The 21,479-nt window shown below is 62.0% G+C and carries 20 protein-coding genes and 1 tRNA gene; 11 read left to right on the top strand and 10 right to left on the bottom strand.

Translation table 11 applies throughout. The annotated features are described in order from the left end of the window. The first annotated feature begins 159 nt into the window (after window positions 1-159). The 4 genes from NKH22_RS20840 to NKH22_RS20825 all read left to right on the top strand — a co-directional run bounded on the left by NKH22_RS20840 (window position 160) and on the right by NKH22_RS20825 (window position 3,576). Window positions 160-1,146 (top strand): methyltransferase, encoded by a 987-nt coding sequence (locus NKH22_RS20840; RefSeq protein WP_023696403.1) that lies wholly within the window; start codon window positions 160-162, stop codon window positions 1,144-1,146. A gap of 379 nt (window positions 1,147-1,525) precedes the next feature. Continuing rightward, window positions 1,526-2,731: a pilus assembly protein TadG-related protein gene (locus NKH22_RS20835; RefSeq protein ID WP_348529196.1), complete on the top strand. Its 1,206-nt coding sequence runs from the start codon at window positions 1,526-1,528 to the stop codon at window positions 2,729-2,731. Between the two features lie 19 nt (window positions 2,732-2,750). Further along, window positions 2,751-3,176, top strand: coding sequence for a TadE/TadG family type IV pilus assembly protein (locus tag NKH22_RS20830; protein WP_245260130.1), 426 nt, complete (start codon window positions 2,751-2,753; stop codon window positions 3,174-3,176). Beyond that, window positions 3,166-3,576 (top strand): TadE/TadG family type IV pilus assembly protein, encoded by a 411-nt coding sequence (locus NKH22_RS20825; RefSeq protein WP_023708223.1) that lies wholly within the window; start codon window positions 3,166-3,168, stop codon window positions 3,574-3,576. The genes NKH22_RS20830 and NKH22_RS20825 overlap by 11 nt, the downstream gene beginning before the upstream one ends. 278 nt (window positions 3,577-3,854) lie before the next feature. On the opposite strand, the gene NKH22_RS20820 is transcribed toward NKH22_RS20825, so the two are convergent. Continuing rightward, window positions 3,855-3,931 (bottom strand) — tRNA-Arg (locus tag NKH22_RS20820). 106 nt (window positions 3,932-4,037) lie between these two features. Next, window positions 4,038-5,201: a M20 aminoacylase family protein gene (locus NKH22_RS20815; RefSeq protein ID WP_352910792.1), complete on the bottom strand. Its 1,164-nt coding sequence runs from the start codon at window positions 5,199-5,201 to the stop codon at window positions 4,038-4,040. Window positions 5,202-5,434: 233 nt separating this feature from the next. Here NKH22_RS20815 and NKH22_RS20810 point away from each other — a divergent pair, with 233 nt between their 5' ends. Both NKH22_RS20810 and NKH22_RS20805 read left to right on the top strand, forming a co-directional pair. Further along, window positions 5,435-6,613, top strand: a complete 1,179-nt coding sequence (locus tag NKH22_RS20810) for a D-alanyl-D-alanine carboxypeptidase family protein (protein WP_023694057.1) — start codon at window positions 5,435-5,437, stop codon at window positions 6,611-6,613. Between the two features lie 3 nt (window positions 6,614-6,616). Next, window positions 6,617-7,720, top strand: a complete 1,104-nt coding sequence (locus NKH22_RS20805) for a CobW family GTP-binding protein (protein ID WP_023694056.1) — start codon at window positions 6,617-6,619, stop codon at window positions 7,718-7,720. Window positions 7,721-7,732: 12 nt separating this feature from the next. On the opposite strand, the gene NKH22_RS20800 is transcribed toward NKH22_RS20805, so the two are convergent. From NKH22_RS20800 to NKH22_RS20780, 5 genes are all read right to left on the bottom strand, one after another. Then, window positions 7,733-7,981 (bottom strand): sulfurtransferase TusA family protein, encoded by a 249-nt coding sequence (locus NKH22_RS20800; protein ID WP_027050749.1) that lies wholly within the window; start codon window positions 7,979-7,981, stop codon window positions 7,733-7,735. Window positions 7,982-8,041: 60 nt separating this feature from the next. Next, on the bottom strand, window positions 8,042-9,337 hold the full coding sequence (locus tag NKH22_RS20795; protein ID WP_023694055.1) for a L,D-transpeptidase family protein: 1,296 nt from the start codon (window positions 9,335-9,337) through the stop codon (window positions 8,042-8,044). Window positions 9,338-9,574: 237 nt separating this feature from the next. Then, on the bottom strand, window positions 9,575-10,525 hold the full coding sequence (locus NKH22_RS20790) for an acetyl-CoA carboxylase carboxyltransferase subunit alpha (protein WP_023670665.1): 951 nt from the start codon (window positions 10,523-10,525) through the stop codon (window positions 9,575-9,577). Between the two features lie 88 nt (window positions 10,526-10,613). Continuing rightward, window positions 10,614-11,525, bottom strand: a complete 912-nt coding sequence (locus tag NKH22_RS20785) for a site-specific tyrosine recombinase XerD (protein ID WP_286489141.1) — start codon at window positions 11,523-11,525, stop codon at window positions 10,614-10,616. 21 nt (window positions 11,526-11,546) lie between these two features. Next, on the bottom strand, window positions 11,547-11,699 hold the full coding sequence (locus NKH22_RS20780) for a hypothetical protein (protein ID WP_023670666.1): 153 nt from the start codon (window positions 11,697-11,699) through the stop codon (window positions 11,547-11,549). Between the two features lie 172 nt (window positions 11,700-11,871). Between NKH22_RS20780 and NKH22_RS20775 the strand changes: the two genes are divergently transcribed. From NKH22_RS20775 to NKH22_RS20765, 3 genes are read left to right on the top strand one after another with little or no spacing between them, the layout of a single operon-like run. Next, window positions 11,872-12,483 carry a shikimate kinase gene (locus tag NKH22_RS20775; protein WP_352807648.1) on the top strand — a complete coding sequence of 204 codons (612 nt, stop codon included), beginning with the start codon at window positions 11,872-11,874 and terminating at the stop codon, window positions 12,481-12,483. Beyond that, a complete protein-coding gene (aroB, locus tag NKH22_RS20770) occupies window positions 12,480-13,613 on the top strand; it encodes a 3-dehydroquinate synthase (protein ID WP_352498134.1) in 1,134 nt (377 codons plus the stop codon). Before NKH22_RS20775 ends, aroB begins: the two co-directional genes overlap by 4 nt. Further along, on the top strand, window positions 13,610-14,506 hold the full coding sequence (locus NKH22_RS20765) for an HlyC/CorC family transporter (RefSeq protein ID WP_023670669.1): 897 nt from the start codon (window positions 13,610-13,612) through the stop codon (window positions 14,504-14,506). The genes aroB and NKH22_RS20765 overlap by 4 nt, the downstream gene beginning before the upstream one ends. A 41-nt stretch (window positions 14,507-14,547) precedes the next feature. On the opposite strand, the gene NKH22_RS20760 is transcribed toward NKH22_RS20765, so the two are convergent. The 3 genes from NKH22_RS20760 to NKH22_RS20750 are packed head-to-tail and all read right to left on the bottom strand — an operon-like array spanning window position 14,548 to window position 19,382. Beyond that, a complete protein-coding gene (locus NKH22_RS20760; protein WP_023670670.1) occupies window positions 14,548-16,098 on the bottom strand; it encodes a SpoVR family protein in 1,551 nt (516 codons plus the stop codon). Window positions 16,099-16,107: 9 nt separating this feature from the next. Then, on the bottom strand, window positions 16,108-17,415 hold the full coding sequence (locus tag NKH22_RS20755; protein ID WP_023686733.1) for a YeaH/YhbH family protein: 1,308 nt from the start codon (window positions 17,413-17,415) through the stop codon (window positions 16,108-16,110). Between the two features lie 17 nt (window positions 17,416-17,432). Beyond that, complete coding sequence (locus NKH22_RS20750) at window positions 17,433-19,382, bottom strand: PrkA family serine protein kinase (RefSeq protein WP_023686732.1); 1,950 nt, start codon at window positions 19,380-19,382, stop codon at window positions 17,433-17,435. A gap of 173 nt (window positions 19,383-19,555) precedes the next feature. On the opposite strand from NKH22_RS20750, the gene NKH22_RS20745 reads away from it, so the two are divergent. Next, window positions 19,556-19,807, top strand: a complete 252-nt coding sequence (locus tag NKH22_RS20745) for a hypothetical protein (protein WP_245260666.1) — start codon at window positions 19,556-19,558, stop codon at window positions 19,805-19,807. A 112-nt stretch (window positions 19,808-19,919) separates the two neighbouring features. Continuing rightward, the gene (locus NKH22_RS20740; RefSeq protein ID WP_023711703.1) at window positions 19,920-21,473 is read left to right on the top strand and encodes an acetolactate synthase large subunit; all 1,554 of its coding nucleotides are present in this window, start codon (window positions 19,920-19,922) and stop codon (window positions 21,471-21,473) included. Window positions 21,474-21,479 lie beyond the last annotated feature (6 nt).

Here is a 21,479-nt window from a genome sequence, read left to right as displayed (position 1 = left end):
TGGTAGGATCAGCGCTGGCCCCGGAGATACGCTTTACGTCGAACCCGATACCGCCAAGCTGAACCTGCTCGACGCGGAGAGCGGCGCGCTGGCGAACTGATTTGACGAGGTTGGCCGAGCTGTTCAAAGTCGATCCTGGATCGCACAACGGGATATGACATGGTGGATTCCGATCGGATCGACAAGCTGATCGCAGGGGTGCCCCCCGCCTTGGCGCTTCGTGCCGGGCTGGACCTTGGCATCTTCACCTGGCTCGGCGGCGATGCTGCGACTGCCGACAGCCTTGGGGCAGCGCTCAAAGTCGAGCCCGCTCGTCTGTCGCGGTTCCTCTACGCGCTCGCCAGCATCGGTCTCCTCGACGTCGAGGATGGTCAGTTTCGCAACGGAGCCGAAGCGTCGGAGTTCCTCGACGCGTCCAAGCCGACTTATCGCGGCGGCGATCATGTGCTGCTGCGCGAACTCTGGGGAGCCGACCTTTTGACCGCAGAGTCGCTGCGGCAGAATCGGCCGGCCGCGCTGCACGACTTTTCCGAAGCGGGGCCAGAATCCGCAGCGGCCTTCAGCCGCATGCTCGCACCGGGAGGGGTGATTTTCGGCCGAAATCTCGCCCGTGAACTGGACTTCTCGGCGGTCAGTTCGGTGATCGACATCGGCGGCGGCGCCGGGACCATTCTGGTCGGTCTTCGCGAGCGATGGCCGCATATTGCGGCGACTTTGATGGAACTCCCGACGGTCGCGGCGGTCGCACCAGCGATCCTGTCGGAATACGGTGCCGGCGATGTGGTTGTCGAAGAAGGCGACATAACGGTCGCGCCATCGACCGGCCGGCATGACTTGGCAATCCTGAAGGCTGTCGTCCAGGTCCTGCCGCCGGACCAGGCGCGCAGTTCGATCCTGAACGCGGCGCGTTGCCTCACCCAAGGAGGCGAGATCGCAATTGCGGGGTGGGGTGTCGTCGATGACGACCGTCTCGGCCCGCCTGAGGGTGTCTTTCTCAATCTCACCTTCCTGAACCTTTACCGCGCAGGCGAATCGTACACGGAAGGTCAGTATCGCGGGTGGATGGCCGAAGCTGGGTTCCGGGATATCTCCAGGTCGCAGCTGACCGACGGCACCACGTTGTTTCGTGGGCGCCTCACGGACTGATTGTGGCTGGAGTAGTTGGTTTCGGGCGTGTGTGGCCCTCAGAGCCAGCCCCGGACGGATTGCACAAAGTTCCTGAGGCGGCGTGAGCCGATCTTTCCCCGTACCGGCAGCGCGGTGTCCCCTGTCTTCTCGATAGCTTCTTCGCAGAGGGGGCATTTAAATGTCACTTGGTCGACAACAAAGTTCGGGATAGCGGCATATTTCGCATTCGTCGATTGGGGCGGAACCTCCGACAGGATGTTGCGCGGTCGCTGCAACTTGCGCCTAGCTAGCCCGTTCGACTACGTCGAATCGGAATGGAGTTTTTAGACATTCGTTTATCTATTCGTGGTTTCTAATACATATGGCATCCAACGCGTTCACCCGGATTTGGTTTGCTTTGAGCCGCCTAAGGCGCGCCACGAACGGTAACGTTGCCGTCATCGTTGCCTTCACCTTGCCGGTCGTGGTTGGCGGCGCCGGCCTCGGTGTGGAGACATCCTTCTGGTATTACAGCAGCCTCAAGCTGCAGGCCGTTGCCGATGCCGCGGCCTATGCCGGCGCGCTCGAGAAAGTCGCGGGTTCCGATAACCCGACCATCATCGCCGCCGCCACGCAGTCCGCGACCTCGAACAATTTTGCCACGCCGGGCACGATCCAGGTCAACACGCCGCCATTGTCCGGCCCGAACACCGCTAAGAAGGCAGTGGAGGTCATCGTCAAGCAGAATCTCGACCGCTACTTCACGGCGATTTTCAACCAGGCGCCCGTTGCCGAACAGGCAAGGGCGGTGGCGCTGATCAATGACGCCTCCAAAGCTTGCGTGCTGGCGCTCAGTCCGTCGGCCTCCCAGGCTGCGCTCTTTTCCGGCAACACCACCGTCAACCTCACCGGCTGTTCGGTCATGTCGGACTCGATTGCCTCGGACGCCATAAAGACGCAGGGCTCGGCGGTGCTCAAGGCCGACTGCCTGATCACGGTCGGCGGCATGGTGCTGAACAATCCAGCGACCACAGTCTGCAAGTCCAACATCACCCGAGCCTTGCCGGCAGCCGATCCTTTCTCCGGCTTGGCGACGCCGACAGCCGGCAACCCTTGCAAGAATGTCAATGGCAACAAGACGTCGCAAACACTCCAGCCTGGCACCTACTGCAGCGGCATGAGCCTCAGCGGCAACGTCACCCTGCAGCCCGGCGTCTACGTCGTGCAGGGCGGTATGAAGGTCAACGCCAACGCGGTCGTCGCCGGCAGCGGGGTAACCATCTTCATGGCAGGCAGCAACACCGTCAGCATGAACGGCAACGCCAAGGTGACGCTGAGCGCGCCTACCTCCGGAGCCTATTCCGGCGTGCTGTTCTACGGCGACAGGACCGGGACTGCGGCACAGAGCACCTTCAACGGCACAGCGGACTCGCTTTTGACCGGCGCCATCTATTTCCCCAGGCAGCAGGTCAACTACCTTGGCAACTTCTCGGGGAACGGCGGCTGCACTCAGGTCGTCGCCGACACCATCCAGTGGTCCGGCAGTACGACCATCAAGCAGGACTGCACCAGCCTCGGGATGAAGAACATTCCGGCGACGCAATCCGTTCAGCTCGTCGAGTAGCGGGATGGGTGGGCGGACCTTGCGCATTGTCCTGGACAAATCCGGGATAGCTGCCGTCGAGTTTTCCATGTTGCTGCCCATCCTGTGCCTCGTCTGCCTCGGCATCGCCGACGGCTGGTCCTACGTAACGAGTTACCTGCAGATGCGCGCGGGCGTCAAAACCGCGGCCAATCTCGTAATGGCCGGCGCGTCCAATGACACCGGAACGCAGGCGGTCGCGCTTTCGAGCTGGAACGACAAGCCCGAGGACGCCGCGGTCGTACTGGTCCGCTCCTATTTGTGCGGCGCCACGGTCGTGGATGCGACCACCATTTGCGGCGGAACGAAGCTGCCGACCGTCTTCGTCCAGATAACGGCGACGGGCACCTGGGTGCCCCCGTTTAACTTCGGTGTCTTCCCGGACCCGCGCGCGATCAGTCATCAGCAGGTGATCCGTGTCCGCTGAAAGGATCGGATCCAGGTGGCGCCGTGACTGCTCCGGCGCAGCCGGGCTGGAATTCGCCTTGATCGCGCCTTTCCTGGTGATGCTTTTGTTCGGAATCTTCGCCTTCGGCTGGGCCATGAATGCCGTGTCGACCGTCCGCTATACACTGGAAACCTCTTCCCGGGCGCTGCAGCTGAACAACACGCTTTCGCAGAGCGACATCCAGGCCATCGCCACGCAGAAATTGGTGAACCTGGGTCTGAAGAACGTCATTGTGACGATCGCGACCGACCCTGCCAGCGGCGGTTTCAAGATGGCGCATCTGACCGCCAGCTATGCCTTCGTCATCGCTTTCCCGTATTTCGACCAGTATCCGATAAATTACGCCACGACCGTCACGGTGCCCCTGGTTGCTAGCTAGGATACGGCCGGCTTCGTTGAGTTGGCGGCGCCGAACTCAGACCGTAACGGATCGACTGGGAACCATCGCTCGATCTGAAATTGTACTTGCAAGAGGTCGATTCTCTTCGCGGCTGTAGATGCTTAAAGCTCGCTCCTGAGACCTCAGGGATGGACTTTTTCTATGGAACTAAAGTCAGGCTGCTTGCTTGGTCGCGTCCGTGAAAATCACCGAAAACCAGTCCATCAGTGCTGCAACATGCCGACAGGCTATCTCAGTCACCAAGCCTTTGATCTTGCTGGTGATCCCGACAGGAATCGAACCTGTGACCTACAGATTAGGAATCTGCCGCTCTATCCTACTGAGCTACGGGACCACGCGGCCCGACACATAGCCGCTTCCGATCGTTTCGCCAAGAGGCTCGCCGAAGGCAATGAAGAGGCCGGCCGAAGGCTAATCGGCCGGCCTTTCGTCGGGGCAGGTCAGGCTGCCAGCGCCGTTTCGGCCAGTTTCACCCAGTAGCTCATGCCGTGCGGTATGACTTCGTCGTTGAAGTCGTAGGCCGGATGATGGAGGCCGGCGGTCTCGCCATTGCCGATGAAGATGAAGGCGCCAGGTCGGGCTTCCAGCATGTAGGAGAAGTCTTCGCCGCCCATCACCGGCTGGATGGCGCGGTGGACCTGGGTGTCGCCGGCGACATGTGCCGCGACATCGCCGGCAAAGACCGTTTCTTCCGGATGATTGAAGGTCACGGGATAGTTGGCGTCATAGTCGACAGTGATCGTCGCGCCGAAGGCGGTGGCTATTCCTTCGCAGATGGTGCGGATGCGCTCTTCCGACTTCTTGGCGATCTCTTTCTTCAGTGTGCGCACCGTGCCGGCAATCTCGGCGGTCTCGGGAATGACGTTGTAGGCGTCGCCGGCGTGGAACTTCGTCACCGAAACCACCACCGCCTCGACCGGATCGGTGCTGCGCGAAGCGACCGTCTGAAGGGCGCCGACCAACTGGCTGGTGATGACGATCGGGTCGATCGTGCCGTGCGGCATCGCCGCATGGCCGCCGCGGCCCTTCACGGTGATGGTGAACTCGGCGGTCGCCGCCATGATCGGGCCCGGCCGGATGGCGAACTGGCCCACCGGCAGGCCCGGCATGTTGTGCATGCCAAAGACGCGCGAAATGTCGAAACGCTCCATCATGCCGTCCTTGACCATCTCGTTGCCGCCGCCGCCGCCCTCTTCCGCCGGCTGGAAGATGACCGCGACCAAGCCGGCGAAATTGCGCGTTTCGGTCAGATATTTGGCGGCGCCCAAAAGCATCGCCGTATGGCCGTCATGGCCGCAGGCATGCATTTTGCCGGGAATGGTCGAGGCATAGGGCTTGCCGGTGATCTCGTTGATCGGCAGCGCGTCCATGTCAGCGCGCAAGCCGATGGTCGCGCCTTGCCCCTTGCGGCCATGGATGATGCCGACGACGCCGGTCTTGCCGAGGCCCGTCACCACGTCGTCGCAGCCGAATTCCTTCAGCTTCTCGGTGACGAAGGCGGCGGTCTTGAAGACATCGAAATTCAGTTCTGGCGTCTGGTGCAGATGGCGTCGCCAGCCGGCAACTTCATCCTGCATCTCGGCGGCGCGGTTGAGAATCGGCATAATGGTTCCATCTCGCTGTTGGAGCAGACGATCTGGCCTGCTTGATTGCAATTGTGATTGCCATGCTTGTTGCCATCTTGGCACTTTGCCATCTTGGCGTCACATAGGGTAAATAGCACCCCAGACAATGTGATCCGGAAATTGAGGGCCGGATCAGGTCATGCTGGCCATCGCGTAACGAAATCTTACGGAGCCAGGGGCGACTACGGCAAGAGGCGATTTCGGATTCCATGATGCGGCACAGCCATATCCTCAAATTACTGCTAACGGGCGGCTTGGCGCTACCCATGCTGGCTGGGCCAGCTTTGGCCAATCCGGTGATCCTGTTCGACCTCAACAGCGGCAAGGTTCTGCAGCACCAGGACGCATTCAAGCGCTGGTATCCCGCTTCGCTGAGCAAGCTGATGACCGCCTATGTCACCTTCCGGGCGATTGCCGCCGGCGAGGTCCAGCTCGATTCACCGATCAAGGTGACCAAGCATTCGGCGGGCGAACCGCCGAGCAAGATGGGCTTCAAGCCGGGCTCGGTGATGCGGCTCGACAATGCGTTGAAGATGATGCTGGTCAAATCGGCCAACGATATCGCCATGGCCATCGGCGAAAACATAGGCGGCTCGCAGGCCGGATTCGCCGTTCGCATGAATGCGGAGGCGGCGCGGCTAGGCATGACCGGAACGCATTTCGTCAATCCGAACGGACTGTTTTCGCCGGAGCAGTATACGACGGCGCGCGATCTTGCCCTGCTGGTGATGGCGATCCGCAAGGAATTCCCGCAATACGCCCCCTGGTTCTCGATCGAAGGCCTTGCCGTCGGCAAGAAGGCGATCTCCAACTACAATCTCTTGATCGGGCGCTATCCCGGCGCCGACGGCATGAAAACCGGGTTCGTCTGTCCCTCGGGCTTCAACATGATCGGCTCGGCGACACGCAATGGCCGCACGCTGGTCGCGGTCGTGCTCGGCGAAAAATCGGCGATCAGCCGTGCCGAGACCGCCGCCAGGCTGCTCGACCAGGGCTTTGCCACGCCCGACCCGAACTGGCTCACGGTCGCGGCCATGCCTTCCTATGGCGATACAATGTCACCCAACGACATGCATGATGAGATCTGCAGGAAGAAGGCGCCGCACGAGCAGTCCGAGGCGGCTCCGCCGGTGGCCGCGAAGGGTGCCGACGTGCCGAAATCGCCCTATCAGGAAAAGCTCGACCACGTGCCGACGCTGGTTGCCGTCGGCCTCGGCGGCGCCACCGGGCCGGCGCCGAAGGCGATGCTCGACCAGGGCGGCCAGGAATACGCCGATGTGCCGCTGCCGAGCTGGCGGCCAGACATTCCGGCGCCAAAGGGCGCCGAACCGGCCGTGGTGGGCCAGGCAACCGCAGTGCAGGGCGACCAGCTGGTCAAAGCCGCGAACTAGGCGATGGCTGGCTTTCCGATACCCGTCACGGTGGTCACCGGCTTCCTCGGCGCCGGCAAGACGACATTGCTCAACCGGCTGCTCAAAGATCCGGCACTGGTCGACACGGCCGTCATCATCAACGAATTCGGTGAGGTGGCGATCGACCACCTTCTGGTCGAGCAGGCCTCGGACGGCATCATCCAGCTGTCCGACGGGTGTCTATGCTGCACGGTGCGCGGCGAACTGGTCGACACGCTGGCTGACCTCGTCGACCGGCTGCAGACGGGCCGTATCGCCCGCCTCGCCCGCGTCGTCGTCGAAACCACCGGGCTCGCCGATCCGGCGCCGGTGCTGCAGTCGATCATGGCGCATCCCGCCCTTGTGCAGGCCTTCCGACTTGATGGCGTCATCACGCTGGTCGACGCGGTCAACGGCAATGCGACGCTCGACGGCCATGTCGAGGCGGTCAAGCAGGTGGCGGTCGCCGATCGCATCGTGCTGACCAAGGTCGATCTGGCCAGCGATCCCGGCGACGTCGATGCTTTGCGAACGCGACTCCATCAGCTCAATCCAGGCGCCGTGGTGCTGGGCGCCGGCGACGGCCGAACCGGCGTCACGGCGCTGTTCGATTGCGGCCTCTACAATCCGGCGACCAAATCCGCCGATGTCCGGCGCTGGCTCGGCGAAGAAGCCGCCCATGAACACCACCATCATCATGATCATGACCACGGCGAGCATGAGCACCACCACCGCCACGATTCCCGCGTGCGCTCCTACTCGCTGGTCCATGACGGCCCGGTGCCGTTTTCGGCGATCGAGATGTTCCTCGACCTGCTGCGTTCTGCGCATGGCGACAAGCTTTTGCGGATGAAGGGCGTCATCGAGCTTGCGGAGGACCCGTCGCGGCCGCTTGTCGTCCACGGGGTGCAGAAGATCCTGCATCCGCCGGCGCGGCTGCTGGCCTGGCCGGACGGCCAACGCGGCACCAGGCTGGTGCTGATCACGCTCGATATGCCGGAAGATTATGTGCGCCGGCTGTTTTCCGCCTTCACCAACCGGCCGTCGATCGACACGCCGGATCGCGCGGCGCTGGAGAGCAATCCGCTGGCGATAGCCGGGGGCTGATTGTCAGGCTCGCTATGCGCCGCGTTCGACCAGGAAGCGGTGGCCGCCGCTGACGGCTGATGTTTCAACAAGCTGGTGGCCAGCGTCGGCGCAAAAGGCGGGGATGTCGATGACCGCCAGCGGGTCGGTGGTCTCCAGCCAAAGCCGGCTGCCCGGCTGCATTGCCGCCAGGCGTTTTTTCGCCTTGAGAACGGGCAGGGGGCAGTTCAGGCCCTTGAGGTCATAGATCGCGGTGTGATTTGTTTGTTTGTCTTCATGCATGTCTTTGTCCCAAAACCGCTGCGCACTTTTGGGCGACATGCATCGGCAAGGCGAAAAACCTCAGCCGCCGAACATGCCTAGCAGCTTGTTCTTGATCTTCGACATCCGGCTTTCGTCCGCCGGCGGTTCTGCAGGCACCGCCTCGACGCTCGCAGTGGCGACCGGCTGCTGGGGGGCCTGCTTGGCTGCTTCCTTTTCGGCCAGCGCTTGGGCCTTTGCGGCTTGCTTTTCAGCCAGTGCCTGGGCCTTGGCGGCTTTCGCAGCCTCGATGGCAGCAACCCGCTGTTCCTCGGCCTTGCGCTTGGCTTCCTTCTCTGCGTCCAGCGCCGCCATCTTGCGGCCGGCGGGCGAATCGATGCGGCCCATGCGCGCCGTCTCGGTCAGCGTGCCGTCGGAATTCAGCGACGGCGGTTCGATCGGCACGCGCTCGCCCCGGGCGCGGCGCTTCGACCATTCGGAAACGATGGCGGCTTCCTTGATGCCGGCAATGGTCGGCTTGGGCGCCGGCACGCTGGCTTTGACCGCGCCGGTGAAGGCCGCGTCATAGCTGCTTTGATAGGCGTTGAGTGCGCTCTTCAGCGAATCCGGCTGCGTGGTCGCCGGGCAGGCGCCGGTCGGATCGAATGTCGTGCCCTCGGGCGCCACCTGGTTGAAGACATAGCGCTTGTCGCAGACATCGACTTTCGGCGGCACCTTGGTGATCTCGAAATTGTCGTAACCGACCTTCAGCATCTTCCAGAACTCATAGTTCGGGTCGTTGCGGTAACGCGCCATGTTGGCGGCGGTCATGCGGAATGGGAAGGCCTGGATCTGGAACTCGGTCTGGCCGCCCTGGAAGGCATCGCGACCAAAAGCGTAGATCTGCTCGATCTGCGGATCGGTCATCGAATAACAGCCCGACGACGAGCAGGCGCCGTGCACCATCAGATTGGCGCCGGTGCGGCCATTGGCACGGTCATAGGCGTTGGGATAGCCGATGTTGAAGGACAGGTGATAGTTCGAGCGCGGATTCATCTGCGACGGGCGGACCGTATAGAAACCTTCCGGCGCCTGGCGGTCGCCCTCGGTGTATTTCGGGCCGAGCTTGCCCGACCATTTGCAGATGTCGTAGCTGGCGACCATCTCGTAGCGGCCGGTGGTCTTGGCCTTCCAGATTTCGAGCTTGCCTTCTTCCTTGAAGATGCGAGCCATCACCGACGAGGTGCGGATCATGCCCTTGGCCTTCATGTCGGCCAGGATCTTGTCCGGCAGCGGCTTGCTGGCTTCCGGCGCAAAATTCTTCATCGAGGAATCGTTGCAGCCGGCAACGCCAAGCGCGGCGATCAGAAGTGCGGTCCGGGCAAGCTTGGTAAACATGGATACGGCTATGTCTTTTTCTCGCGTCACGGGCCGGATAGCGACCGGTCCGGTATGCTGAACACTGACGGACACCCTAAGCCCGTTAACCTTGAAAATTCCTTACCGCAAGCGTCGGACGGCGTCCCCCACGGCAATTCGCCCGGTGTCACGGATTTTTTATTGAGCCGAATGCGGCGGCATTTTTATGGCGAAATTGCTCCTTGACGCCACATTGCGGTGCGTTGCCCGCCGAAATCAGAGGCTGCGGCCCATCGCCAGGTATTTTTCGCGGCGCTGCTCGCGAAAATCGGTGTTGGCGCCGGCAAATTCCTTCATCGTCTTGGCAATGAGGTCGCCGGTGGCGGCGATCACCGTTTCGGGCGCGCGCTGGGCGCCGCCGAGCGGCTCGGCAATGATGGCGTCGATGATCTTCATTTCCAGAAGGTCCTGGGCGGTGATCTTCATGTTGGTCGCCGCATCCTTCGAGCGCGTGGTGTCGCGCCACAGGATCGAGGCAGCGCCTTCCGGCGAGATCACCGAATAGATGGCGTGTTCCAGCATGTAGACGCGGTTGGCGGTGGCGATCGCAATGGCGCCGCCCGAACCGCCTTCGCCGATGACGACCGAAATCGATGGCACTTTGAGGCCGAGGCAGGCCGAGGTTGAGCGGGCGATGGCTTCAGCCTGGCCGCGTTCCTCGGCGCCAACGCCGGGGTAGGCGCCGGCGGTGTCGACCAGCGTCAGAAGTGGAATCTGGAAGCGGTCGGCAAGTTCCATCAGCCGCACGGCCTTGCGGTAGCCTTCAGGGCGCACCGAGCCGAAATTGTGCTTGAGCCGGCTCGCCGTGTCGGAGCCCTTTTCCTGGCCGATGACGGCCACCGGTTCGCCGCGGAAGCGGGCGAAGCCGCCGATGATCGCCTGGTCCTCGCCGAAATTGCGGTCGCCGGCGAGCGGCGTGAAATCGCTGAACAGACCCTTGATGTAGTCGAGGCAATGCGGCCTGTCGGTGTGGCGCGCGACCTGCACCTTCTGCCACGGCGTCAGCGCCTTGTAGATGTCGCGCAGCGCGTCGCGCACGCGCTTCTCGAGCCGGCTGATTTCGTCGCCGACATCGACCGCCTCGCCATTCTCGGCAAGCTTCTTCAGCTCGAGGATCTTGAGTTCAAGGTCCTGCACCGGCTTTTCGAAATCGAGGTAATTGTACATTCTTGAGCGGACCGATGCGTCGGAAGGCAAACATCGCGCAGATGTAGGCTCCGCGCGGGCACGTTGCCCTCACATAGCGATATGAGGCCTAGTCGGCAAGCGGATGATGATCGTTGACCAGCCGCACCAACCGCTCTTCCAGCACATGCGTGTAAATCTGCGTGGTCGAGATATCGGCGTGGCCGAGCAACTGCTGCACCGCCCTGAGATCGGCGCCGTTCTGCAGGAGATGGCTGGCGAAAGCATGGCGCAGCACATGCGGCGAAATTTTCGCCGCCGATATGCCGGCCCGCGCGGCAAGGCCTTTGAGGTCGCGGGCAAAGACCTGCCGGGAGAGAAAGCCGCTGTCGCCGGCGGCCGGGAACAGAAACGGGCTGTCGGCGAAAGCCGGCACCGTGGCCCGGGCTGTGAGCCAAGCCCGCATCGCCGTGCGGGCCTTGGCCGACAGCGGCACCATGCGCTCCTTGTCGCCCTTGCCGCGCACCATGAAGAAGCGGTCGTCGCGCTGGGCGACGGTCACCGGCAGGCCGACAAGTTCGGAGACGCGCAGGCCGGTGGCATAGAGCACCTCGACCAAAGCGTGCAGGCGCAGTGCCGCCACCCGGTCGCCATTGACGCCATCGCCTGTCTCAAGCGCCGCACGGTCGAGCAGCCGACCGGTATCGGCCTCGCTCATCGTCTTGGGCAGCGGCCGGCCCTTTTTCGGACTGTCCAGCGTGCCGGTCGGGTCGTCGCCGCGCAAGCCCTCGGCGTAGAGAAACTTGAAGAATTGGCGGATCGCCGACAGTTTGCGCGCCTGCGACGTCGACGCAAAGCCGCGCGCCGCGATATCGTCGAGATAGGCGCGGATGTCGGCTGCGGCGGCAGCGGCAAGCCCGCCGGCAATCTGCTGCGAAGCGTCTTCGAGATCACGGCGGTAGGAAGACAGCGTGTTTGCAGCGGCACCGCGTTCGGCGCTCATCATCTCGAGAAAGGCTTCGATGCGAGCCGCGCTGTTCATGTTCCAGGGGTCAGTTTGGGGTCAGTTTTTCTTAGGGTTCAGCTTTTCCGGTGGAATGCGCACGGTGATTTCGGCTTTTTTCGGCTCGACGAACATCGCCAACGCCACCATCGTACCATAGGCAATGCCGGCAAGAATCATCATCGTCACGACAAAGCGGAACAGTGTCGGCATCAATCTTCGCCCGTCTTCTTGCTCTGCGATTCCAAGCCCTGTGTCCTTATGGGACGCTAATTCCGTCAATTCAAGGACGAAGGGCTCTGCGTGCGAAAGGCGCTATGCTTGACGCAAACGGGCTTTTGATGTCGATACGCCGGCAAAGACGGCTTAGAAACAGCATGGTCTCATGAACGCGTTACCAGCAAATCCTCCCGGCGATAGCCATGCCGCGCTGCTCGACAGGCTGGGCAGCCGCTCGATCGTCTTTGTCGGCCTGATGGGCGCCGGCAAGACGGCGATCGGCCGCAAGGTGGCGACGATGCTGTCGCTGCCCTTCGTCGACAGCGACCAGGAGATAGAAACCGTGTCGCGCATGACGGTGCCGGAACTGTTCGAACGCTATGGCGAGACCGAATTCCGGGCATTGGAGCAGCGCGTCATCCTGCGCGTGCTGGAGAGTGGGCCCCAGGTGCTGTCGACCGGCGGCGGCGCGTTCATGAATGCGCAGACGCGGGAAGCGATCGCCGGGCATGGCGTGTCGGTGTGGCTGAAGGCCGAGATCGACCTGTTGATGGAACGCGTGTCCAAGAAGCAGAACCGGCCGTTGCTCAAAAGCGCCGATCCGCGCGCCGTGCTCGAGCGGCTGATGGGCGAGCGCTACCCGTTCTATGCCACGTCCAACATCACCGTGCCGACACGCGACGACCGCAAGGAGGTCATTGCGACCGAGGTTGTCGACGCGCTGTGCGGGCATTTCGGCATTCCGGCTCCGACTGCGCCGGGCGAGGTGCGGCTGTGAGCGAACCGGTCACTGTCGAGGTCGGCCTTGGCGAGCGTGCCTATGACATCCTGATCGGCCCCGGCCTTTTGGCGCGCGCCGGCGCCGAGATTTCGCGCCGCCTGCCCGGCACGAGAGCGGCGGTGGTCACGGACGATAATGTCGCGGCGGCACATCTCGACGCGCTGAAGGCCGGTCTGGAAACACGCGGCATCCAGCCTGCCGTCATCACTTTGCCGGCCGGCGAAAAGACCAAGAGCTTTGCCCATCTCGAAGAGGTGGTCGACGGCGTGCTCGCCGCCAAGCTGGAGCGCGGCGATGTCGTCATTGCGCTCGGCGGTGGCGTCATCGGCGACCTCACCGGCTTTGCCGCCGGCATCGTGCGCCGCGGCATGAATTTCGTCCAGATTCCAACCTCGCTGCTGGCGCAGGTCGATTCCTCGGTCGGTGGGAAGACCGGCATCAACAGCCCGCGCGGCAAGAATCTGGTCGGCGTCTTCCATCAGCCGAAGCTGGTGCTGGCCGACACCGAAGTGCTCGACACGCTGCCGATCCGCGAATTTCGCGCCGGCTATGCCGAGCTTGCCAAATACGGGTTGATCGACCGACCGGCGTTTTTCGCCTGGCTGGAAGCGAACTGGGAAAAGGTGTTCGCCGGTGGTGCGGAACGGGCGGAGGCGATTGCCGAGGCCTGCCGCGCCAAGGCCGATGTCGTCGCCCGCGACGAGTTCGAAACCGGCGACCGCGCACTGCTCAATCTTGGCCACACGTTCGGCCATGCGCTGGAAGGCGCCACACAGTATGATGGCGCCCGCCTCGTCCATGGCGAAGGCGTCGCCATCGGCATGGCGCTGGCGCACCGCTTTTCCGCAAGGCTCAATCTGGCCAGCCCCGACGACGCGGCGCGGGTCGAGGCGCATCTTCGCGCCGTCGGTCTACCCTGGCGGATGGCCGACATCCCTGGTGAGTTGCCCGATGCCGAGGCGCTGCTTGGCTTCATCACCCAGGACAAGAAAGTGTCGCGCGGCGCGCTGACATTCATCCTGACGCGCGGCGTTGGCCAGGCTTTTATTGCCAAGGATGTACCGGCGTCGGAAGTGCTTTCGTTCCTCAGGGAGAACCACCCGGGCCAGGAAAGCCGGCAGCGATGATCAACGAGCCCGGCTGGACCGTCGTCGCCGTCCTTGCCATCCTCATCCTGCTTGTCCTGGCCGTGCGCACGCGCCTGCTTGCCATGTTCGGCTATGAGTTGTCGCGCATCGAGCCGCAGCGCTCGACCCAGGACGAGTTGCGCGGCGCGGTCGACGATTTCCGCCGCGACGGCCAGATGGTGCGTGAGGACCGCGACCGTGTCGGCGGGCTGTTCGATCTCGCCGAGCTCGAAGTCTCCGACATCATGGTCCACCGCACCAATATGCGCTCGGTCAATGCCGACAATGGGCCGGAAGCCGTGGTGCGCGAGATCCTGCAGAGCCCGCACACCCGCATGCCGTTGTGGAAAGGCTCTCTCGACAACATTGTCGGCGTGCTGCACGCCAAGGACCTGCTGCGAGCGCTGAACGAGGTCGGCAACGACTTTTCCCGGATCGACGTGATGAAGATCGCGTCGAAGCCTTGGTTCGTGCCCGACACCACCACGCTGCAGGAACAGCTCAACGCCTTCCTGCGTGCCAAGGCGCATTTCGCTATCGTCGTCGACGAATATGGCGAGGTCGAAGGGCTGGTGACGCTGGAGGACATTATCGAGGAGATCGTTGGCGAGATCGCCGACGAGCACGATGTCGACATTCAGGGCGTCAAGCAGGAGGCGGACGGTTCCGTGGTCGTCGACGGCACCGTGCCGATCCGCGATCTCAACCGGGCGCTCGACTGGAACCTGCCTGACGAGGAAGCGACCACCATTGCCGGCCTGGTCATCCACGAGACGCAGTCGATCCCCGAGGAAAAGCAGGCTTTCACCTTCCACGGCAAGCGCTTCGTGGTGATGAAGCGCGACAAAAACCGGATCGCCAGGATCAGGATCAGGCCGGCGGGCGAATCTTAAAGGTACCGAGCAGGCCCGCCACATGACGCTCTTTGCCGAGCTTATGCCGCGATCTGGCTCGTAGACCGTTCGTGGATGGTCGCACCGGTTTGAGCGTCAACTGCGACCAGGCTGACCTCGTAGCCCCAGAGGCTGCGGACATGGCGCAGCGTCGCGTCACGGCTGGCCCCTTCGAGCACAACACCATCCTTTACCCTGTGTTGCAGCCGCAACTGCCGGTCGCCGAGCAGGTCGACATCAATCACCTGGATGTCCGGCCGATTCGCTCCAAGGTCGTAACTGTGGGCTAGCTGGGCGCGTATCTTGTGATAGCCACGTTCGTTGTGGATCGACGCGACTTCGAAATGCGGTTTGTCGGCTCCATCGCCAAGCACGAAGAACCGCCATTTTCGGATCAAGCTCGGGCTGAGGTACTGGCGGATAAAGGATTCGTCGCGGTGGTTGGCCCAGGCCTCAAGCAGGACCTCGCGCCAGTTGCCATGTCCTGCAATGTCCGGGAACCAGTCGCGGTCCTCCGCCGTCGGCTCGGTCGAAATGCGCTGTATGTCCTGCATCATGTCGAGGCCGAGGGCATAGGGATTGATGCCTGAAAACCGGGGATCGTCAAAGGCCGGCTGGAAGATCACGTTCGAATGGTTGCGCAGGATTTCGAGCATGGCACCTTCGCCGATCCGGCCACGATCGAATAGCATGTTCATGAGGGTATAATGCACGAAGGTGGCGCAGCCTTCATTCATGACTTGAGTCTGTCGCTGCGGGTAGAAATATTGCGCGATGACGCGGACGATCCTGATGATCTCGCGCTGCCAGGGTTCCAGGATCAGGCTGTTCTTCTCGAGGAAATAAAGGAGGTTTTCCTCGGGAAGGTTGAGCGATCTCTTGCGCTCCGCCATCCCTTGATCCTCATTGCCGGACTTGTTTTTGTTCTGCGACGGCGGCAGCGTGCGCCACAGATCGTTGTAGGAGCGCTCTTCGTATTCGAGGCGCTCGCGAAGCCCTTCGCGCTGTCGCTCCGACGAGAGCTTTGGCGGCCGGTGGTAGCGGAACACCCCTTGTTCCATCAGCGCATGGGCGGAATCGAGAATGGCCTCCACTGCTGCAAGGCCGTGCCGCTCCTCGCACCGGGCGATGTAGCCCTTGGCGAAGTCCAGATAACCCAGGATTGCCCCGGCGTCGGTCCATTGCTGAAACAGATGATTGTTCTTGAAGAAATGATTGTGGCCAAGCGCCGCGTGGGCCGTCACAAGGGCCTGCAACGCCATGGTGTTTTCCTCCATGAGGTAGACGATGCAGGGATTGGAGTTGATGACCAGTTCATAGGCCAGCCCCCGACCACCCTTACGGTAAAGAAGCTCCTGGTGAAGGAAATGTTTGCCGAACGACCAATGCCGATACATCAGTGGCATGCCGATAGATGAGTAGGCGTCGAGCATCTGCTGGGAGGAGATTATCTCCATCTGGACCGGGTAAGTATCGAGATGCAACTCGTCGACCGCGATCGCCTCGATCTCTTCAAAAGCCCGCGATAATTTCTCGAAATTCCAGTCAGAACCGGAAAACAACAAATTCGTTTCGTTGGCTCGCCTGACCATCTCTCTCTCTCAAGCGCTCTTGATGGCCGCCGGCTGCCTGGCGAAGAGCCGGTGGAAGACCGGGTAAATATCCGCGGGAGCAGCGATGCGGCTCATCTGGAAGTTGGGCCATTTCAGCTCGATCGTACTGTAGGCGCGCCAAAGCGACGTCCCGTTTTCGGTAGCACCGAATATGTGGCTCTCGCGTTCGTCGATGATCTCGACATAGGCGAAATACTGGCACAGGCGCATGAGCTTGCCGTTCATGAGCTCTATGCATCGCTCGGAATCGGTGGTGAAATTGTCCCCGTCAGAGGCCTGCGCGGCGTAAATGTTCCACTCGCTGGCAGGATAGCGCTGGCCGATAATGCGGTGCATTTCGTCGAGCGCGGTGGAGACGATCGTACCGCCGCTCTGCGTGTTGTAGAAGAACGTGTCCTCATCCACTTCGTGCGCCTCATGGGTATGGCGGATGAAGACGATCTCCGTGCGTTCGTAGCGCCGTTTCAAGAACAGGTGCAGCAGCACGAAGAAGCGTTTGGCCAAGTCCTTTTCGCGTTGGCCCATCGATCCGGACACGTCCATAAGGCAGAACATGACGGCATTGGCATTCGGCACCGGCCGGGCGTCGAAGCGGTTGAATCGGATATCGACCGGATCGACAAAGGCAATTCGCCTGCGCCGTCGCTCCAGCCGGTCAAGCTCGTCGCGTAATTCCGCGATGCGCTGGCGCACCGCCGCGCCGGCCGGGGCCGACTCAAGCGTGACGATTTCCCGGAGGATCGCCTCCAGTTCCTGCTGCGTGGGGCGCCTCAGCGCAATGCGCCGGCCTAGGCTGTTGCGCATGGTGCGGCCGGCATTGATGTTGGTCGGGGAACCGGTTGCCGCGAAGCCGGCCCGGCGCGGCTTGAAGGCAAGGATTTCCTTGAGATTGAGCTTAACCAGGTCGGGCAGTTCGAGATCCTCAAAAAAGAGTTCGAGCACCTCCTCGCGTGACAGCACGAAACGAAAATCGTCTTCCGACGCCGTGTTTCCTGGCGACGACGCCGCGCCGCCCCCATGCGGCTTCGGGAGCAGGTCTCCAGGGGAAAAATGCCTGTTGCCCGGAAGGATGTGTCGGCGCCGTCCGCTGGCCCTGTCATCGTTGAAGCTCGGCTCGGCCGTTTTCCTTTCAGGCATGGGCACGGCGTGCTCGGTATCCACGTCGGCGATCCTGCCAGTGCGGATTTGATCGCGAATGCTCCGCTTCAACTCCTCGCGAGCACGCCTGAGGAAGCGCTGTCGATTGCCAAGGCTCTTGTCCTTGGGGTTCAGGCGACGGTCGATGAAGATCGGCATGGAACCATCCGGCTCTGTCAACCCGCCTTGTTCACCCGCATGTACCAGTCCACCAGCCGGCGTACCTGCCGTTCTGTGTAGCCACGCTCGATCATGCGCTGCACGAATTCGTTGTGGCGCTTTTCCGTAACGCTGTCTTGCTTGGAGCCGAAGCTGATCACCGGCAAGAGGTCCTCGACCTGTCCGAACATCCGCTTCTCGATGACCTCGCGCAGTTTTTCATAGCTGGTCCATGACGGGTTGCGGCCGTGGTTTCTTGCGCGAGCGCGCAGAGTGAACTTCACCACCTCGTTACGGAAGTCCTTGGGATTGGCGATGCCTGCCGGTTTCTCGACCTGCGAAAGTTCGTTGTCCAGGATCTCCCGGTTGAGGATCTGGCCGGTGTCGGGGTCCTTGTAGTCCTGGTCCTCAATCCAGGCATCCGCATAGGCGATGTAGCGGTCGAAGAGGTTCTGGCCGTATTCGCTATAGGACTCCAGATAGGCCTTCTGGATTTCGTGGCCGATAAACTCGGCGTAGCGCGCTGCAAGCTCCGACTTGATGAATTCAAGATATGCCGCTTCCGTTTCCTTCGGGAACTGCTCCCGCTTGATCGCCTCCTCCAGAATGTACATCAGATGCACAGGATCGGCGGCGACCTCCTCATTGTCGAAGTTGAATGTCTGCGAAAGGATCTTAAAGGCAAAGCGCGTGCTGACGCCCGTCATGCCTTCATCGACGCCGGCGGCGTCGCGATATTCTTGGACCGACTTTGCCCTGGGATCGACTTCCTTCAGATTTTCGCCGTCATAGGCGCGCATCTTGGTGTAGAGCGGCGAGTTGTCGTGCTCGGCCAAGCGCGTCGAAACTGCAAAGCGGCTGAGGATGTCCAAAACTTCAGGGGCACAGGGGCTGGCGGCCAACTCGCTCTCACGCAGCAATTTCTCATAGATCTGCCTCTCTTCGGTGATCCGCAGGCAATAGGGTACCTTGACCACCAGGATGCGATCGAGAAACGCCTCGTTGTTCTTGTTGCTCTTGAACTGTTGCCATTCCGACTCGTTGGAATGGGCGACGATGATCCCCTGGTAGGGAAAGGCGCCGAAATTTTCAGTGCCGTTGTAGCTGCCTTCCTGTGTCGCGGTCAGCAGCGGATGCAGAACCTTGATGGGTGCCTTGAACATCTCGACGAATTCAAGCAGACCTTGCGTGGTCCGGTTCAGGCCACCGCTATAGGAATAGGCATCGGGGTCGGACTGGCTAAAATTTTCCAATTGCCTGATGTCGACCTTGCCGACCAGGGCCGAGACATCCTGATTGTTCTCATCGCCAGGTTCGGTCTTGGCAATGCCGATCTGGCGCAGCCGCGAAGGCATCAGCTTGACGACGCTGAATTTGGAAATGTCGCCAGACAATTCGTCGAGGCGCTTGGCCGCCCATGGCGAAATCAATCCGTTCAGCCGGCGCCGGGCTATGCCGTATTTATCCTCTAGCAGATCACCCATGTGATCGGGATGGAACAGCCCAAGCGGCGACTCGAAAACCGGGCTGATCTGGTTGCCGACCTTCAGCGTGTAGATCGGGCGCTGCTCCATCAGTTTCTTCAGGCGCTCGGCCAGAGAGGATTTGCCGCCGCCGACCGGGCCGAGGAGATAGAGGATCTGCTTGCGTTCCTCGAGCCCCTGCGAGGCATAGCGGAAATATCCAGCTATGCGCTCGATCGTATCCTCCATTCCATAGAAGTCAGAAAAATGAGGGTAGATCTTGAGGGTCCGATTCGCGAAAATGCGGCCGAGGCGCTCGTCTTTGCTGGTGTCAACCAGTTTTGGTTCGCCGATTGCGTCGACCATCCTTTCGGGCGCCGAAGCGTACATCGATTTGTCTTCCCGACAGGCAAGAAGATACTGTTGGATGCTGACCTCTTCGTCCGCCGCATTGGCATAAATTTCCGAAAAAAGATCGAAGACGTCGGATTGGGTTGCACGCATGATGTTCTGCCCTCGGAGCCGATCTGGATTCCAATCGCCTCATCACCTTCAACTGTCGGAAAGCATTGTTGGTTCCCTTCACATGAAGGAGAGTGGCTGCAATCCGGGTAGAAGGCTTGGGAGGAAACATTCGGAGTGGCTGGAATGGCGGGTTGCCCGGTGCTGCGGCGCTGATGGGCGGCGTTGTCGCCGGCCAGCTATCTCGATGGACACAAGCATCCGCCGACCTTCATCGCCTATTCGCGCGCCGAAGGCTGCGAAGACCAATCGAAGGCTTTGCCAAGCGCCTGCGCGCCACCGGCACTGAAGTGACGCTGTTCGACGGCAACGCCTACACGCATATGTCGATCAATCACGACTTCGGCGAGGACGTCGACGCGTTGACCGCCGCGATGCTGGCCTTCCTGAATGCGACCGTCGGTTGATCCCGGATCCCCGCGAGGCGTCCTGGATCAGACCAAAAGCCCCGGCGGGACATTGCCGACCCGGCGCCTACTGGTGCAATTGTTCCTGAATTGTCGATTGGGAAAGAAAATCATGAATGGCGCCGATCTGCTGTGCGACGTGCTCCTGGCCAATGACGTCACGGTCTGCTTCGCCAATCCTGGCACATCCGAAATGCATTTCGTTGCCGCACTGGACCGCAAACCTCAGATGCGCTGCGTGCTCGGCCTGTTCGAGGGCGTGGTGACCGGCGCCGCCGACGGCTATGCGCGCATGACCGACCGCCCGGCAGCAACGTTGCTGCATACCGGACCGGGTCTCGCCAACGGTTTGGCCAACATGCACAACGCAAGGCGTGCGCGCAGCCCGATGATCAACATTGTCGGCGACCATGCTTCTTACCATCTGCCGCTCGATGCCCCGCTGACCAGCGACATAGAAGGCCTGGCGTCGCCGATGTCGAACTGGGTTGGCCGCGTCAAGGGGCCGGCCGATATTGTGCCGGCCGCAGAGGCGGCTTTCCGCGCCTCACTCACGCCGCCTGGCGTCACGACGCTGATCCTGCCTGCGGATGCCGCCTGGGGCGAAGTTGCTGCGATTTCACCTGGCAAGGTGGAACTGGAGCCGCCGCCCGCCGTCGACATGGCTGTTGTGCGCACGATCGCCGAAGCAATCCGCGCCGCGCCGGGCCGTGTCGGCATGGTGGTGCGTGGGCAGGCGGCGCGCGCCGATGGACTTGAAATCGCAGGGAGAATCTCATCGGGAAGCGATGTCAGGCTGTTCAGTGAGGTTCTGATCGCCCGCATGCAGCGCGGCCGCGGGCGGTTCGCCCCGACCCGCATTCCCTATCCGGTCGATGCGGCGACGGCCACGCTCCGGGATATCGATTTGCTGGTGCTGGTCGGCGCCAAGGAGCCGGTTGCCTTCTTCGCTTATCCCGGCAAGCCCGGGCGGCTGGTTCGGGACGATTGCAAGGTGCTTTCGCTGGCGGCGCATGGCCAGGATCTGAAAGCGGCGCTGGAGGCGCTGGCCGACGAGCTCGGCATCAAGCCGACGCAGCAATTCGCCGCCGCAACCGCCTTTCCAGACGAACCGACGCTGAGCGGCAGACTGACGGACGATGCCATCGCGCTGTCGGTGGCGCGCAAACTTCCGGCCAATGCCATCGTCTGCGACGAAGCGGTCACCTCGGCGAGACGGTTCTTCACGCTATCCGCCTTTGCGGCGCCGCACGACTACATGATGGGTACGGGCGGATCGATCGGCGGCGGCATTCCCATGGCTACCGGCGCGGCGATCGCCTGCCCGGACCGCAAGGTGATCAATCTCGAAGCCGACGGCAGTGGCATGTACACGGTGCAGGGACTGTGGACCCAGGCCAGGGAAAAGCTTGACGTCGTGACCATCATCTTTTCCAACCGGACCTACGCCATCCTGCATGGCGAAATGAAGAATGTCGGGGTCAATGAGATCGGCGAGAACGCCAGGCGCATGCTCGATCTCGACCATCCGGCGCTGGACTGGGTTGCGCTGGCCAAAGGCATGGGCGTCGAGGCGGCCCGCGCCGACACGTGCGAGCGGTTCGACGCGCTGCTCGACAGTGCCCTGTCGCGTCCGGGACCGTTTCTCATTGAAGCGGTGATCTGAGGCGGA

Origin of the sequence: Mesorhizobium sp. M1252, assembly GCF_040318265.1 — a bacterium.
Classification (GTDB): Bacteria; Pseudomonadota; Alphaproteobacteria; order Rhizobiales; family Rhizobiaceae; genus Mesorhizobium.
This window is presented reverse-complemented; position numbering and strand designations above follow the sequence as displayed.

What these genes read in the sequence shown, in the direction of transcription:
- NKH22_RS20840 (WP_023696403.1), top strand. Translation starts at nt 160, where the DNA reads ATGGTGGATTCCGATCGGATCGACAAGCTGATCGCAGGGGTGCCCCCC.
- NKH22_RS20815 (WP_352910792.1), bottom strand. Translation starts at nt 5,201, where the DNA reads ATGCCGATTCTCAACCGCGCCGCCGAGATGCAGGATGAAGTTGCCGGC.
- NKH22_RS20810 (WP_023694057.1), top strand. Translation starts at nt 5,435, where the DNA reads ATGCGGCACAGCCATATCCTCAAATTACTGCTAACGGGCGGCTTGGCG.
- NKH22_RS20805 (WP_023694056.1), top strand. Translation starts at nt 6,617, where the DNA reads ATGGCTGGCTTTCCGATACCCGTCACGGTGGTCACCGGCTTCCTCGGC.
- NKH22_RS20800 (WP_027050749.1), bottom strand. Translation starts at nt 7,981, where the DNA reads ATGCATGAAGACAAACAAACAAATCACACCGCGATCTATGACCTCAAG.
- NKH22_RS20795 (WP_023694055.1), bottom strand. Translation starts at nt 9,337, where the DNA reads ATGTTTACCAAGCTTGCCCGGACCGCACTTCTGATCGCCGCGCTTGGC.
- NKH22_RS20790 (WP_023670665.1), bottom strand. Translation starts at nt 10,525, where the DNA reads ATGTACAATTACCTCGATTTCGAAAAGCCGGTGCAGGACCTTGAACTC.
- NKH22_RS20785 (WP_286489141.1), bottom strand. Translation starts at nt 11,525, where the DNA reads ATGAACAGCGCGGCTCGCATCGAAGCCTTTCTCGAGATGATGAGCGCC.
- NKH22_RS20780 (WP_023670666.1), bottom strand. Translation starts at nt 11,699, where the DNA reads ATGCCGACACTGTTCCGCTTTGTCGTGACGATGATGATTCTTGCCGGC.
- NKH22_RS20775 (WP_352807648.1), top strand. Translation starts at nt 11,872, where the DNA reads ATGAACGCGTTACCAGCAAATCCTCCCGGCGATAGCCATGCCGCGCTG.
- NKH22_RS20765 (WP_023670669.1), top strand. Translation starts at nt 13,610, where the DNA reads ATGATCAACGAGCCCGGCTGGACCGTCGTCGCCGTCCTTGCCATCCTC.
- NKH22_RS20760 (WP_023670670.1), bottom strand. Translation starts at nt 16,098, where the DNA reads ATGGTCAGGCGAGCCAACGAAACGAATTTGTTGTTTTCCGGTTCTGAC.
- NKH22_RS20755 (WP_023686733.1), bottom strand. Translation starts at nt 17,415, where the DNA reads ATGCCGATCTTCATCGACCGTCGCCTGAACCCCAAGGACAAGAGCCTT.
- NKH22_RS20750 (WP_023686732.1), bottom strand. Translation starts at nt 19,382, where the DNA reads ATGCGTGCAACCCAATCCGACGTCTTCGATCTTTTTTCGGAAATTTAT.
- NKH22_RS20745 (WP_245260666.1), top strand. Translation starts at nt 19,556, where the DNA reads ATGGGCGGCGTTGTCGCCGGCCAGCTATCTCGATGGACACAAGCATCC.
- NKH22_RS20740 (WP_023711703.1), top strand. Translation starts at nt 19,920, where the DNA reads ATGAATGGCGCCGATCTGCTGTGCGACGTGCTCCTGGCCAATGACGTC.